The 14768-nt window shown below is 64.0% G+C and carries 14 protein-coding genes; 11 read left to right on the top strand and 3 right to left on the bottom strand.

Features of this window, described 5'->3' with window-relative positions; all coding sequences use genetic code 11:
• Window positions 1-359: 359 nt before the first annotated feature.
• From CI15_RS01300 to CI15_RS01280, 5 genes are all read left to right on the top strand, one after another.
• Entirely contained in the window at window positions 360-3221 is a 2862-nt protein-coding gene (locus tag CI15_RS01300; RefSeq protein ID WP_062123509.1) for a 2-oxoglutarate dehydrogenase E1 component, read from the top strand.
• A gap of 141 nt (window positions 3222-3362) precedes the next feature.
• The gene (odhB, locus tag CI15_RS01295; protein WP_062123506.1) at window positions 3363-4637 is read left to right on the top strand and encodes a 2-oxoglutarate dehydrogenase complex dihydrolipoyllysine-residue succinyltransferase; all 1275 of its coding nucleotides are present in this window, start codon (window positions 3363-3365) and stop codon (window positions 4635-4637) included.
• A 138-nt stretch (window positions 4638-4775) separates the two neighbouring features.
• Window positions 4776-6218: a dihydrolipoyl dehydrogenase gene (gene lpdA, locus CI15_RS01290; RefSeq protein ID WP_062123503.1), complete on the top strand. Its 1443-nt coding sequence runs from the start codon at window positions 4776-4778 to the stop codon at window positions 6216-6218.
• 88 nt (window positions 6219-6306) lie between these two features.
• A complete protein-coding gene (gene zapE / locus CI15_RS01285) occupies window positions 6307-7404 on the top strand; it encodes a cell division protein ZapE (RefSeq protein ID WP_062123500.1) in 1098 nt (365 codons plus the stop codon).
• 99 nt (window positions 7405-7503) lie between these two features.
• Window positions 7504-7962 carry a transposase gene (locus tag CI15_RS01280; RefSeq protein ID WP_062123497.1) on the top strand — a complete coding sequence of 153 codons (459 nt, stop codon included), beginning with the start codon at window positions 7504-7506 and terminating at the stop codon, window positions 7960-7962.
• A 121-nt stretch (window positions 7963-8083) separates the two neighbouring features.
• On the opposite strand, the gene CI15_RS01275 is transcribed toward CI15_RS01280, so the two are convergent.
• The gene (locus CI15_RS01275; RefSeq protein WP_062123495.1) at window positions 8084-8569 is read right to left on the bottom strand and encodes a DUF2147 domain-containing protein; all 486 of its coding nucleotides are present in this window, start codon (window positions 8567-8569) and stop codon (window positions 8084-8086) included.
• Between the two features lie 438 nt (window positions 8570-9007).
• Here CI15_RS01275 and CI15_RS01270 point away from each other — a divergent pair, with 438 nt between their 5' ends.
• Entirely contained in the window at window positions 9008-9724 is a 717-nt protein-coding gene (locus CI15_RS01270) for a DUF2968 domain-containing protein (RefSeq protein WP_062123492.1), read from the top strand.
• Window positions 9725-9922: 198 nt separating this feature from the next.
• Here CI15_RS01270 and CI15_RS01265 read toward each other — a convergent pair whose 3' ends face one another.
• Window positions 9923-10114 carry a hypothetical protein gene (locus CI15_RS01265; RefSeq protein ID WP_062123881.1) on the bottom strand — a complete coding sequence of 64 codons (192 nt, stop codon included), beginning with the start codon at window positions 10112-10114 and terminating at the stop codon, window positions 9923-9925.
• Between the two features lie 177 nt (window positions 10115-10291).
• On the opposite strand from CI15_RS01265, the gene CI15_RS01260 reads away from it, so the two are divergent.
• Entirely contained in the window at window positions 10292-10519 is a 228-nt protein-coding gene (locus CI15_RS01260) for a hypothetical protein (protein WP_062123878.1), read from the top strand.
• Between the two features lie 30 nt (window positions 10520-10549).
• Here CI15_RS01260 and hfq read toward each other — a convergent pair whose 3' ends face one another.
• The gene (gene hfq / locus CI15_RS01255) at window positions 10550-11038 is read right to left on the bottom strand and encodes an RNA chaperone Hfq (protein WP_062123489.1); all 489 of its coding nucleotides are present in this window, start codon (window positions 11036-11038) and stop codon (window positions 10550-10552) included.
• A 423-nt stretch (window positions 11039-11461) separates the two neighbouring features.
• Here hfq and CI15_RS38005 point away from each other — a divergent pair, with 423 nt between their 5' ends.
• From CI15_RS38005 to CI15_RS01240, 4 genes are all read left to right on the top strand, one after another.
• On the top strand, window positions 11462-11596 hold the full coding sequence (locus CI15_RS38005) for a hypothetical protein (RefSeq protein WP_277621024.1): 135 nt from the start codon (window positions 11462-11464) through the stop codon (window positions 11594-11596).
• Between the two features lie 26 nt (window positions 11597-11622).
• Window positions 11623-12192, top strand: coding sequence for an RNA polymerase sigma factor (locus CI15_RS01250; protein WP_062123486.1), 570 nt, complete (start codon window positions 11623-11625; stop codon window positions 12190-12192).
• Complete coding sequence (locus tag CI15_RS01245; RefSeq protein ID WP_062123483.1) at window positions 12189-13097, top strand: anti-sigma factor family protein; 909 nt, start codon at window positions 12189-12191, stop codon at window positions 13095-13097. Before CI15_RS01250 ends, CI15_RS01245 begins: the two co-directional genes overlap by 4 nt.
• A gap of 92 nt (window positions 13098-13189) precedes the next feature.
• Window positions 13190-14767 (top strand): FAD-binding oxidoreductase, encoded by a 1578-nt coding sequence (locus CI15_RS01240; protein WP_062123480.1) that lies wholly within the window; start codon window positions 13190-13192, stop codon window positions 14765-14767.
• The last annotated feature ends 1 nt before the right edge of the window (window position 14768 follow it).

The raw sequence follows: 14768 nt of genomic DNA, 5'->3' as shown, positions 1-14768 counted from the left end.
TCGGGTGGCTTCTTTGTTTTCGGCGCAGCAATCTTGCGGCGCTGCATCATGCCCGCCGTATTCCTCGGCCGCCGATCAGTGGCAACCCGATCACGCTCTTCGTTTTCATTTCCCGCAGAACATTGTTGCGCGCCATGAAGAGGTGCCTGACTACCCGTGAAACGCCCGTCATCACGGCGTTTGCGCCTACGCGGTTCGCTATCTGGGCTATTCGTTCTGTGCTATGCTCCCGGGTGCAAAGTTTTAGGTCCTTCCAAGCAAGACTTGATTCGCGCAATCCGCTAAACGGTCAGGCCGTGTCGCGGAAGGTTCTGTAACCCGCTATTTCTCGAGAAGCTCGAAGAAAGGTGAGCGTAAAAATGATGAAGCAATTCCAGTCGAACTCTTATCTGTTCGGCGGCAATGCTCCGTACGTTGAAGAAATGTACGAAGCGTATCTCGATAATCCGGCGTCAGTGCCCGAGACCTGGCGCAGCTATTTCGATGCGTTGCAGAACGTGCCCGCATCGGATGGCAGTAATGCCAACGACGTGGCCCACGGCCCGATCGTCGAATCGTTTGCCCAGCGCGCCAAGGCCAATGCCTTCCTGCCGCGCGCAACGGCCGGCGGCGAAGATCTCGCAACCGCCCGCAAACAGGTTTACGTCCAGTCCCTCATCGGCGCATATCGCTTCCTCGGCTCGCAATGGGCCAATCTCGATCCTCTGAAGCGCCGCGAACGTCCCGCGATCCCCGAACTTGAACCCGCGTTCTACGACTTCACCGAAGCCGACATGGACGAGGAGTTCAGCGCAACGAATCTGTACTTCGGGTTCGAGCGCGCGACGCTGCGCGAGATCGTCAAGGCCCTGCGCGACACGTATTGCGGCACGATCGGCGCCGAGTACATGTACATCAGCGATCCGGAGCAGAAGCGCTGGTGGAAGGAACGCCTCGAGTCGATCCGTTCGACGCCGAGCTTCAGCAACGACAAGAAGAAGCACATCCTGAACCGCCTGACGGCCGCCGAAGGCCTCGAGCGTTTCCTGCACACCAAGTACGTCGGCCAGAAGCGCTTCTCGCTCGAAGGCGGCGAGAGCTTCATCGCGGCGATGGACGAAGTCGTGCGTCACGGCGGTCTGCGCGGCGTTCAGGAAATCGTCATCGCGATGGCTCACCGTGGCCGTCTGAATGTGCTGGTCAACACGCTCGGCAAGATGCCGGCTGACCTGTTCGCCGAATTCGAAGGCAAGCACGTCGACGATCTGCCGGCTGGCGACGTCAAGTACCACAAGGGCTTCTCGTCGGACGTCGCGACGGAAGGCGGTCCGGTTCACCTGTCGCTCGCGTTCAACCCGTCGCACCTCGAAATCGTCAACCCGGTGGTCGAGGGCTCGGCGAAGGCGCGTATGGATCGTCGCGGCGACGAAGACGGCCTCCAGGTGCTGCCGGTGCAGATCCACGGCGACGCGGCTTTCGCGGGCCAGGGCGTCGTGATGGAAACGCTGAACCTCGCGCAAACGCGCGGTTACGGCACGCACGGCACGCTGCACATCGTCATCAACAATCAGATCGGCTTCACGACGTCGGACCCGCGCGACTCGCGCTCCACGTTGTATTGCTCGGACGTCGTCAAGATGATCGAAGCGCCGGTTCTGCACGTGAACGGTGACGATCCCGAAGCGGTCGTGCTGGCCATCCAGATGGCCATCGACTTCCGCATGCAGTTCCACAAGGACGTCGTCGTCGACATCGTCTGCTTCCGCAAGCTGGGCCACAACGAGCAGGACACCCCGGCGGTCACGCAGCCGTTGATGTACAAGACGATCGCGAAGCACCCGGGTACGCGCGCGCTGTACGCTGAAAAGCTCGTGCAGCAAGGCGTGATCAAGGCCGACGAAGGCGACGAATTCGTCAAGGCCTACCGCAAGGCGATGGACGAAGGCCATCACACGATCGACCCGGTACTCTCGAACTACAAGAGCAAGTACGCGGTCGACTGGGTGCCGTTCCTGAACCGCAAGTGGACCGACGCGGCCGACACGGCCGTGCCGCTCGCGGAACTGAAGCGCCTCGCCGAGCGCATCACCACGATTCCGGAAAACTTCAAGGTTCACCCGCTCGTCGAGCGCGTGATCAACGACCGTCGCGCCATGGGTCGCGGCGAATCGAAGCTCGACTGGGGCATGGGCGAGCATCTCGCGTTCGCCTCGCTGGTCGCATCCGGTTATGCCGTGCGCCTGACCGGTCAGGACTCGGGCCGCGGCACGTTCACGCACCGTCACGCGGTGCTGCACGACCAGAACCGCGAGCGCTGGAACGACGGCACGTACGTGCCGCTGCAGAACATCGCCGAAGGCCAGGCGAAGTTCACGGTGATCGACTCGGTGCTGTCGGAAGAAGCGGTGCTCGGCTTCGAATACGGCTACTCGACCGCTGAACCGAACACGTTCGTCGCGTGGGAAGCGCAGTTCGGCGACTTCGTGAACGGCGCGCAGGTCGTGATCGACCAGTTCATCTCGTCGGGCGAAGTGAAGTGGGGCCGCGTGTCGGGCCTGACCATGCTGCTGCCGCACGGCTACGAAGGCCAAGGTCCGGAGCACTCGTCGGCGCGTATCGAGCGTTTCCTGCAACTGTGCGCAGACCACAACATGCAGGTCGTTCAGCCGACCACGCCGGCGCAGGTCTTCCACCTGCTGCGTCGCCAGATGATCCGCCTGTTCCGCAAGCCGCTGATCGTCTTCACGCCGAAGTCGCTGCTGCGCCACAAGGAAGCCGTCTCGGATCTGTCGGAACTCGCGAAGGGTTCGTTCCAGCCGGTCATCGGCGAAGTGGACGAAACCATCGACGCGAAGAAGGTCAAGCGCGTGGTCGCCTGCTCGGGCCGCGTGTACTACGACCTCATCGCGCATCGCCGCGAAGCGAAGGCGAACGACGTCGCGATCATCCGTATCGAACAGCTCTATCCGTTCGCGCACAAGCAGTTCGAAGCGGAAATGAAGAAGTACGACAACGCGACCGAAGTGGTGTGGGTGCAGGACGAGCCGCAGAATCAGGGCCCGTGGTTCTACATCGAGCACCACCTGAAGGAAGGCATGAAGGACGGGCAGAAGCTGGCGTACAGCGGCCGCCCGGCTTCGGCTTCGCCTGCAGTCGGTTACTACGCGAAGCACTACGAGCAGCAGAAGGCGCTGGTCGAAGGCGCTTTCGGCCGCCTCAAGAGCGCGTCGATCGCTAAATAAAGAAACAGACGAGCCGGGAGAGCGCAGGGCGCTTTCCCGCGCCGCGCCGAACGTTTCCCATGAGGGTCAGGCGCGGCGTTCATGGTTCGCAGGCGGTCGTGAAGAAGCGCCGTCACCCGATACGTATTCAGGATACTCATAATGGCTATTGTTGAAGTCAAGGTTCCCCAGCTCTCCGAGTCGGTCTCGGAAGCGACCATGCTGCAGTGGAAGAAGAAGCCCGGCGAGGCTGTCGCTCAGGACGAAATCCTCATCGAAATCGAGACCGACAAGGTCGTGCTCGAAGTGCCGGCTCCGGCAGCAGGCGTGCTCGCGCAAGTCATCTCGAACGACGGCGACACGGTCACCGCCGATCAGGTGATCGCGAAGATCGACACCGAAGGCACCGCAGGCGCCGCCGCTGTCGAAGCCGAAGTGAAGCCGGCTCCGGTCGCCGCACCGGCTGCCGCTCCCGCGCCGGCCGCTCAGGCTGCCGCCGCAACGGGCTCGAACACCGCTGCTTCGCCGGCTGCCGGCAAGCTGATGGCCGAGAAGGGTCTGGCTGCGGGCGACGTCGCCGGCACGGGCCGTGACGGCCGCATCACGAAGGGCGACGTGCTCACCGCCGGCGCTCCGGCTGCCAAGGCGGCACCGGCTCCGGCCGCCGCTCCGAAGGCTGCGAAGCCGTCGCTGCCGGACGTCAAGGCACCGGCATCAGCCGACCAGTGGCTGAAGGACCGTCCGGAACAGCGCGTGCCGATGTCGCGTCTGCGTGCGCGTATCGCCGAGCGTCTGCTCGAGTCGCAGCAAACCAACGCCATCCTCACGACGTTCAACGAAGTGAACATGGCGCCGGTCATGGATCTGCGCAACAAGTACAAGGACAAGTTCGAGAAGGAACACGGCGTGAAGCTCGGCTTCATGTCGTTCTTCGTGAAGGCGGCTGTTCACGCGCTGAAGAAGTTCCCGCTCGTGAATGCGTCGATCGACGGTAACGACATCGTCTATCACGGCTACTTCGACATCGGTATCGCTGTCGGCTCGCCGCGTGGTCTGGTGGTGCCGATCCTGCGCAACGCGGATCAGCTGAGCCTCGCCGACATCGAGAAGAAGATCGCCGAATTCGGTCAGAAGGCGAAGGACGGCAAGCTGTCGATCGAAGAAATGACCGGCGGTACGTTCTCGATCTCGAACGGCGGCGTGTTCGGCTCGATGCTGTCGACCCCGATCATCAACCCGCCGCAGTCCGCGATTCTCGGCGTGCACGCCACCAAGGAGCGCGCTGTGGTCGAAAACGGCCAGATCGTGATCCGCCCGATGAACTACCTCGCGCTGTCGTACGACCACCGCATCATCGACGGCCGCGAAGCAGTGCTGTCGCTGGTCGCGATGAAGGACGCGCTGGAAGATCCGGCTCGCCTGCTGCTCGACCTGTAAGCGCTCGTTCCACTGACGCCGGCCTGCGCTTTGCGTGAACCGGCGTCATCCGTAGTACGTCTTTAGCATTCCGCAGTACAGGAACGGCGCGCGCCACCCCAGGTGGCCCGGCGCCGTTCCGCCATCAAAGGGATTGTCATGTCCAAAGAATTTGACGTCGTCGTGATCGGCGCAGGCCCTGGCGGTTATATCGCCGCCATCCGCGCAGCGCAGCTCGGCAAGACCGTCGCATGTATCGAAAAGTGGAAGAACCCGGCCGGCGCGCTGAAGCTCGGCGGCACCTGCCTGAACGTCGGCTGCATTCCGTCGAAGGCGCTGCTTGCGTCGTCGGAAGAGTTTGAAAACGCGTCGCATCACCTCGCCGACCACGGTATCTCGGTCGAGAACGTGCAGGTCGATATCTCGAAGATGATGTCCCGCAAGGACGGCATCGTCGAGAAGATGACCAAGGGCATCGAATTCCTGTTCCGCAAGAACAAGATCACGTGGCTCAAGGGCCACGGCAAGTTCACCGGCAAGACCGACGCCGGCGTGCAGATCGAAGTGAGCGGCGAAGGCACGGATGGTGCAAGCAGCGAAGTCGTCACCGCGAAGAACGTGATCATCGCGACGGGTTCGAAGGCGCGTCACCTGCCGGGCATTCCGGTCGACAACAAGCTGATCGCCGACAACGAAGGCGCGCTCTCGTTCGACACGGCACCGAAGAAGCTCGCCGTGATCGGCGCGGGCGTGATCGGTCTGGAACTCGGCTCGGTGTGGCGCCGCCTCGGCGCCGACGTGACCGTGCTCGAAGCGCTGCCGGAATTCCTCGGCGCGGCTGACCAGGCGCTGTCGAAGGAAGCGGCCAAGCAGTTCAAGAAGCAGGGTCTCGACATCCACGTCGGCGTAAAGGTCGGCGAAGTGAAGACGAGCGAAAACGGCGTGACGATCGCCTACACGGACAAGGACGGCAACGCACAGACGCTCGAAGCCGACCGACTGATCGTGTCGGTCGGCCGTGTGCCGAACACCGACAACCTCGGCCTCGAATCGATCGGCCTGAAGGCCAACGAGCGCGGCTTCATCGACGTGGACGACCACTGCGCGACGGCCGTGCCGAACGTGTACGCGATCGGCGACGTGGTGCGCGGCCCGATGCTCGCGCACAAGGCCGAAGACGAAGGCGTGATGGTCGCGGAAGTGATCGACGGCCAGAAGCCGCACATCGACTACAACTGCGTTCCGTGGGTGATCTACACCGAGCCGGAAATCGCATGGGTCGGCAAGACCGAGCAGCAGCTCAAGGCAGAAGGCCGCGAGATCAAGACGGGCCAGTTCCCGTTCATGGCGAACGGCCGCGCGCTGGGCATCAACAAGGCGGATGGTTTCGTCAAGATGATCGCCGACGCGAAGACCGACGAACTGCTCGGCGTGCACATCATCTCGGCGAACGCATCGGACCTGATCGCGGAAGCCGTGGTGGCGATGGAGTTCAAGGCGGCGTCGGAAGACATCGGCCGTATTTGCCATCCGCACCCGTCGCTGTCGGAAGTCATGCGCGAAGCGGCACTCGCTGTCGACAAGCGCGCGCTGAACATGTAAGCACGCACGCCTGACCGAAACGCAATCTTGGCATCACCAAAGGCGGGCGGGGTTCACTCCCTCCCGCCTTTCTTTTTGCAGCAACACGATGAACGTCACCGAATACTACGAAAAAGAACTGCAGACGCGCGGTTATCAATCCGATCCGGCCCAGCGCGCGGCGGTCGACCGCCTGCAGCGGTGCTTTGAAGAGTGGACCGAATACAAGTCGCGCCGCTCGAACGCGTTCAAGAAACTGATCATTCACCCCGATCTGCCGCGCGGCGTGTACATGTGGGGCGGCGTGGGCCGCGGCAAGAGCTTCCTGATGGACAGCTTCTACACGATCGTGCCGTTGCATCGCAAAACACGTTTGCATTTCCACGAGTTCATGCGCGAAGTGCATCGTGAGCTCGAAGACCTCAAAGGCCAGGCCGACCCGCTCGACGAACTCGCGCGCCGCATCGCGAAGCGTTATCGGCTGATCTGTTTCGACGAATTCCATGTGTCGGATATCGCCGACGCGATGATTCTCTACCGTCTGCTCGACAAGCTGTTCGAGAACGGCGTGCAGTTCGTGATGACGTCCAATTACGATCCCGACACGCTATACCCGGACGGCCTGCATCGCGACCGCATGCTGCCCGCGATCGAGCTGATCAAGCAGAAGCTCGACGTGATCAACGTCGACGCGGGGATCGACTACCGGCAGCGCACGCTTGCGCAGGTGGAGGTCTATCACACGCCGCTCGACGCCGCCGCCGGCAAGGCGCTGCGCGACGCCTTCGCGCGCCTCGCCGCGGTACCCGACGAAAGTCCGCTGCTGCATATCGAGAAGCGCGAGCTGAAGGCGCTGCGCCGCGCGGACGGCGTCGTCTGGTTCGACTTCGCGACGTTGTGCGGCGGCCCGCGCTCGCAGAACGACTACCTCGAACTCGCGAGTCGCTTTCACGCGGTGATCCTGTCGGACGTGCCGCAGATGTCGGTGCGTATGGCGTCGGAAGCGCGCCGTTTCACATGGCTGATCGACGTGTTCTACGACCACAAGGTCAAGCTGCTGATGTCGGCCGCGGTGCCGCCGGAGCAACTGTACGTCGACGGGCCGATGGCCAACGAATTCACGCGTACGGTGTCGCGCATCGTCGAGATGCAGTCGAAGGAGTATCTCGACACGCCGCGCCGGATCGTCGATACATCGCTGACCTGAGCCGCAACGTACAACGCAGTTTGAGGAATCGGAGTGGTCTTATATTCTGCGCACGGATGACTGGCTATCTTTTGTCGTCGTTTTGACAAAGGAGAAAGCATGAACCCGTATCGCGATATCACAGATGAAGAATGGCAGCGCGTTGCGCCACTGCTGCCCGAACTCAGGCCACGTACCGAAATGCGTGGCCGCCCGCTTGCCAATACCCGCTCGGTGCTCAACGGCGTGCTGTGGGTCATGTATAACGGCGCCACCTGGTCGGCCATGCCGCGTCGGTACCCGTCGTATCAGACCTGCCATCGCCGCTTCAAGTCGTGGTACGAATCGGGCGTACTCAAGCACGTCATGGAGCAACTGCTCGGCGCCGCGAGCGAAGATCTCTGCAGTTTGATGGAAGCGCGTATGCGCACGCACGCGAACCCGCAGCACAAGGGCACCGCAGCTGAGCGCGTACCCCCGGCGTTCCGTGTTCCGCCCGTCGTATACAACCCGGCATCGGCCGCGCCGGTGTCCGCCTCGCCATTCGCTGGTGCTGCATCGTTCAAACAGGCCGCATGACCATTTCAAACAGCCCGCCACAATGGAAACGGCCGCGCGATTCGTGATCGCCGGCCGTTTTTTTATGCTGCATTTACTCTAACGACGTGTGAGGCGCTACCCATGCGCAGCACGTCGAATCTCACTGCTGCCGGATCCACGTCTGCGAGCGGCCGAGCAGCGCAACGCCAATGTAGCCGCGCACCACGAGCTTGTTGCCGCTGTCTTCGAGATGCATCTTGCACTTGTAGAGTTTGCCGTTTTCCGGATCGAGAATCTGACCGTGATCCCACGCGTCGCCATCCTTCTTCATGCTGTTGATGATCGTCATGCCGAGAATCGGCTGATCCTTCCGCGCGTCGGTGCATTCGGTACAGCGGCGATCCGGCTGGTTGTTTGCGCCGAGCCCTCTGATCACCTTGCCGCTCAGTTCGCCGTTACCGTCCTGGGTGATCTGTATGAGCGCCTTCGGCTGGCCCGTGTGATCGTCGATGGTTTGCCACGTGCCAATCGGCGTTTCGGTCTGCGCCATCGCGGTCGCGGCGCTGGCGAGCAGGGCGCCGGCCAGCGCGGCGTGGCGGACGGTGCGCATTGCGAGCGCGCGAGCACGTTGAGTGAATTGCGTCATTGTCTTCCTCCTTGATGTGAGTCCGCGCGATCATGGTCGCGCGGCGTTATGGGCATCGCGGTCGGGTGTGCGGCACCGGCCTTTGCGATGCAGGACGATGCCAGCGGCGTGCCGTTTTCATCGTCAGCGCAGAATACGCGAAAGCGCACCCGTCGTTTGATAGTGGGGCTTCTAATCAGCACGCGACGCTTCTAAAGCGCGTCAATGCGGCTGTGAGAAGAATGTCGCGTTCGCGGGGCGGACAGATCGAGGCTGCAAATCAATTTCCGCACCGGTTTGTTCGGTGCAATCGCGATCCTCTTGCTCGACGCATACGCCGACACGCAGCCGAGCACGTGGCGCGAGTCGCTCAGCAGCAACGGACAGAGCCCGAAACCCGCGAAAGTAAGTAATAATGGCCGGCTTCTACTAAAACAAAATCTGTTCAGCAGGTAATACATGGACCGAAACTCAAAGCTACGAGAGATTGCTCTGGCCGCATGCATCGTATTGGGGGCTCTTCGGGGCGCGGATGCACAGGCTCTGGAGATCACTGGCGCCAGCAGCGCAATCGTTTCACAACCGGGTGCGACGACCGCGTTGCCCGACACATCGCAGACCGGCCAGGCCGAGACCACTGCGCTGACGCCGGATGAAAACCGCCAATCCGCCACTGGCAATGTCGCGGAATTGCAGCAGATGATCCACGGCTCGGATCTGAGCGAACTGCGCACCACCTATAACGGCACGTATGGCGCGAGCCTGATGTTCTACGGCAAGGAGATGACCTACTACGTCGCGCTGTTCCAGCAGAAGAATTTCTGGCGCGTGATCAAGACCCAGGACGTCGCGCGCGCCGAGCTCATCTATAAGGATTTCGTGCGCCAGACCGTGCAGCTGTCGGACGTCGAAATCCGTCGCACGCAACTCGAAGCGCAGAAGGCGTTCACGCAACGCCTCGTCGCGTTGTCACAGGACCGCGCGAGCCGCCTGCAGGCCGACCTCGAGATCGCGCGTCAGCAGCAGAGCATCGTCGCGAGCCAGCAGGAGCAGAAGCGCGCCGAGGCGACCGAATTGGCACAGCAGAAGGCCGCCGCGCAGGATCAGTTGCGCGTCGCGCAGCGTCAGGTACGCGACCTGCAGCGTCAGCTCGATAGCGGCTTGCCGCTGCACTGAGCGCGACGAGCTGAGCCTTGGTGGATCGGCGGGACGGCGCGGGAATCGATGCGCCGTCCGGCCCGTCTGCGAGGTGAGGGCTGATCGGCGCTTTTCCGCATATCACTAACCGGCGCAACGCACTTCAGCCGCCGGGCGCTTCGGCATTTCCACTCCTCAACTCTTCGCTGCCCGCGACCGACGCAAGCCGGCTCGATTTCAATGCCGCTTGCGTGTGTCCGCCTGAGTTTTGCGTATCCGCGCCCGCGATGGCTCCGTCATGTCGACGGCGATCGGATCGCTGGCGGGAAAGCTTTCCATCAGCGCCTCGTCGAGTCGTGTCTCGGCGGAGGTCGGCGGCGCCCGGCGCGTGCGCGCAGGCTTGGAAGCATGCTGGCTTTTGCTGATCATGACGCGCTCCATCATTACAGGGTCAATCATTCAGCATAGCGCATCGCGGCCGCCGGCGAACGTGGGCCGAATGGCCTAAGTGCGTCGTTTGAAACCGGCCGCGCCCGGTTCGTTCTCCGGATGTCCGGCCGCGCATGGGCCGCGAACGACACACCGATCGATCACACAGCGAACCACATGAACGGAAAAAAGCCGGCGGGGACTGGGCGTGTGTTTGCAGCCCACGTCGTGGAAGCCGAACTGGAACACCTGGATTGGGCGACGCAGCAACCGGCACTGCAACTGTTCGACGCCGGCTACTGGCGGCGCCGCGTGCTGGCGGTCAAGGGGAGGTTCGAGCTGACCGATAGGCAGCTGATGCAACTGGAGAAAATTCTGCGGCGCCTCGGTTCGTCCACGGAGTAGCGAGGCGCGGCCGTTACCGCTTATTCGTATTTATTCCTGATTGCCACCGGAGCTGCCGCCGCCGTGGTTGCCGCCGTGGTTGCCACCGTGATTACCGCCGTCGCCGCCGGTGCCGAACAGACGCCGACGCCGCGTGACGACCACCGGGCCTTCGGAGTTGCCGCTGCCACGCTCGCCCGGCGAGCGCTCCGACGACGGCGCGCCATACGACTCACGCCCTTCGCGCGGTTCACGATGCTCGCGCGAGCCATGCGGGCCGCGCGCGCCATGCTCGCCATGCGAGGTTCGACCGGTGCGCGGCGCCGGCCGCGTGCCGGTGTCGAGCTGGATCGTGGAGATCGCGCGCTTGTAGATGCCTTGCAGGCCGACCGGCGTGCGCAGCATCACCAGGTACTGATCGAACGACTCGATGCATCCGGTCAGGCGGATGCCGTTGACCAGATAGATCTCGACGCGCTTTCGTTCCTTGCGCGCAGCGTTCATGAAGTCGTTTTGCGGATGCGATTCTGCGGAAGCCATGGACAATTCAAGTTAGAGAGACGGTGATTCGCCGCGATTTTACCCTTTCTACTCTACGCGGGGGCAGAACGCGTCGACGGGGCGAACTTTGCCCACTATAACGACTTGTGAGCACATAAGCATCCGATAACCCGGCACTGTAACGTTGAGTTACGAATCTGCTGCTCAATGGCGTCTTCTTCCGGTCTCTCCAGGCGTTGCCGGCATGTTTGGCGGAAAAGGAGGAACATGGCAGAGCGTTGGACGCCCACGGCCAGCGTCGACGCGCCGGGAAAAAGCTCCGCGAACAGGCGCTACGAAGGCGGTGGAATAAAACGCGCGATCGCGCCGTTAAGTCCAGTATGGCAGCACCGCATTGCGCGGCCTGCCGCCCGCCGCGCCGGTCAGTGGATCGCGCGCCGGGCATCTGCCAGGAGGCTCACCATGAAAGTGTCCCGTATTCTGTCAGCGCTCTTCGTGCTGCTCGCGCTCGCCTGTGGCTCGCTCGCGCACGCCGGTGATACCGACAACGCGGCGTCGGGCTCGAGCAGCAACAGCAGCAGCGGCGGCGGCTACTGACGCCGCGACCGAGCCTGACACGCCGGGTGACATTCGAAGCGGAAGTGATCGCGTGGTTGCCGCAGTTGCGCCGTTATGCGCGCGCACTGACTGGCGACCGCGCCTGGGCCGACGATCTGGTACAGGATACGGCGGAGCGTGCGCTCGCGCGCTGGTCGGCATTCCGGCCGAACAGCAATCTGCGCGCATGGCTGCTGACGATCCTGCGGCATCTGTACATCGACCAGCTGCGCGGGCGCCGGGAGATCGCCGTCGACGACGAAAGCGCGCCGTGGCGCAATCTCGAGGCACCGCACGGCGAGGTCGATGGCCTGGTGCTGCGCGACGTGCAGCGCGCGCTGTACTGCTTGCCGCACGAGCAGCGCGAGGTGCTGCTGCTGGTGTGCGTCGAGGAGCTCTCGTACCAGGAGGCGTCGCGGGCGCTGGGTGTGCCGGTCGGTACGGTGATGTCGCGGCTGTCGCGGGCGCGCGAGCATATGCGCGCGTTGCTGGGCGAGGAACCGCGAGGGCCGGTGCAGGGACCGCATCCCGGTGCGCCGCAAACGGCGCCGGCGCCTAAATTCGCGCCGCTGAAAGTGGTGAGAAACCGACAATGAACAACGATCGCTTCGAATCCGGTCTGCCCGACGAGCTCGATCTGCGCGCGTTGTCGGCCTATGTCGATGACGAATTGCCGCAAGAGCAGCGCGCCGCGATCGAAGCGCTGCTTCGCGAGCATCCGCAGGCCGCTGCGCGCGTTGCCGCATGGCGGGCGCAGAAAGCCGCGTTGCGCGCGCTGTGCGGTGCGCCGCACAGCGATACCGGGCGAGCGCAAGCAGGGCAGCAGACGCACGATCAGCGGCAAGCCGCGGAATCCGGCGAGCCCTCTTACGTTGGCAGCCCGCCCGCGGCGGCGGAGGACCCGGCCTTCATCATCGTGCGTCGAACCCGGCCGTGGTGGCAGCGCGCGGGTCTGGCCGCCTGCTGGCTCGCAGCCGGCGCCGGTCTCGCGCTGGCGCTCGGTCCGCTCGCGCCGCGGCTGACCGGCGGTGCGTGGGGCGGCTTCGGCGCCCAGCCGGCGGGTTTCGCGCAGCGCGCGGATATCGCCTACGCGGTGTACACACCCGAGCGGCGCCATCCGGTCGAAGTCGCAGCGAGCGAAGAGGAACATCTGATCAACTGGCTCTCGAAGCGGCTGAACCGTCCGCTGTCGGTGCCGTCGCTGCAGGAGTATGGTTATTCGCTGGTGGGCGGCCGGCTGTTGCCCGGCGAGGCGGGACCGGCCGCGCAGTTCATGTACGAGAACCAGAACGGCGTGCGCCTGACGCTGTACGTGACCGGCATCGCCCGCGACGAAACCGCGTTCCGCCTGCTGCGCGACGGCAATCGTCGCACCTTCTACTGGGTCAACGACGGCATGGGCTACGCGCTGTCCGGCGTGATTGGGGAAGGCAAGCTGCGCGAGATCGCGATCGACGTGTGTAGCGCGCTCGGCGGTAAGCCCGAAACCTGGCAGCAATAGAAAGGCATAGCATGTCGAGAAGGCCGTCCGGGGCGCTGCGCGAAGCGCCGCCCGCGCGATTGCGCCTGCCGCCTGCCTGACAAGGAGACGCCTTGCCCCAGACGCTGCCGCCCAACCTGTCCGCCGCGCAGTTCGATCGCGCGCTCGCCGGCTGGCGCGCGATCCTCGGCGACGCGCACGTGGTGAGCTCCGCTGCGGGCCTCGCGGCCTATCTCGATCCGTTCGCGCCCGGCGAGCCCGGCGCGTTTGCCGCAAGTGCCGCGTTGCTGCCCGCGTCGGTCGATGAAATCCGCGCGGTGCTGCGGGTCGCCAATCAATACCGGATTCCGCTGTGGACCGTGTCGACCGGGCGCAACTTCGCGTACGGCGGCGCCGCGCCGCGTCTGACCGGCTCCGTCGTGCTCGACTTGCAGCGCATGAACCGCATCCTCGAGGTCAATGAAACGCTCGCCTATGCGCTCGTCGAACCTGGCGTCAGCTATTTCGATCTCAACGCGCATTTGCGTGACAAAGGCTACAAGCTGTGGGTCGACCCGCCCGCCGCCGGCTGGGGCAGCGTGGTCGGCAACACGCTCGAGCGTGGCTTCGGCTACACCGACTACGGCGACCACGCGGCCGCGCAATGCGGCATGGAGGTGGTGCTCGCCAACGGCGACGTGCTGCGCACCGGCATGGGCGGCATCGAGATCGGCACGGGGTGGCAGCTGTATCAACCGGGCTACGGGCCGTCGTTCGATGCGATGTTCATGCAGTCGAACTACGGCATCGTCACGAAGCTCGGTGTCTGGCTGATGCCCGCGCCGCCCGCCTATCTGCTCGGCGAGATCCAGTTTCGTCGCGAGGCGGATCTGGAGGCGATCGTCGAGATTCTGCGGCCGCTGCGGCTCGACGGCACGATCCGCAATCATGCGGTGGTCGAGGGCGGATTGCGGCGCGCGGCGAGTCTGTCGGCGCGCCGGCAGTGGTACGACGGCACGGGCGCGATGCCCGAGAGCGCGGTGGCCGCCATGCTCGAGAAGCTCGGCGTCGGCCGCTGGAACCTGCATTTCGCGCTGTACGGCACGCCCGATCTGATCGACGCGCGCTACGCGCTGATGGAGCGCGCGTTCGCGCGCGTGCCAGAGGCGCGGCTCACGGCAGCGCGTTATGCCGGCGATGCACAGCCGACCGGCGGCGGCGACCGCAACATGGCCGGCATTCCCGCGATGACCGCGTTTCGCATGCTCGACTGGCGCGGCGGCGCGGGCGCGCACGTCGACTTCGCGCCGATCTGTCCGGCGACCGGGCGCGACGCGATGCGCCAGTACACGATGGTGAAGACGCGCGCGGCGGAATACGGTTTCGATTACTACGGCGGTTTCACGGCGGGCGAACGGCATCTGCATCACATCTTCGCGGCGATTTTCGATCGTGACGACGCGAACCAGGTGGAGCAGGCAGGCCAGCTGTTGCGCTCGCTGATGAGCGATACGCGCGCGGCCGGCTACGGCCAATATCGCGCGCATCTCGCGTATATGGATTTTGCGGCCGCGCAATACAGCTTCAACGATGGCGCGTCGCTGCGCCTGGCCGAAACGGTGAAGGATACGCTCGACCCGAACGGTATTCTCGCGCCGGGCAAGCAGGGTATCTGGCCGGCGGCGTGGCGCGACCGGCGGGGGTACACGTGAG

Source organism: Paraburkholderia monticola, assembly GCF_001580545.1.
GTDB lineage: Bacteria > Pseudomonadota > Gammaproteobacteria > Burkholderiales > Burkholderiaceae > Paraburkholderia > Paraburkholderia monticola.
Note: the sequence above shows the minus strand (reverse complement) of the source record. Positions and strands in the feature narration are given on the sequence as shown.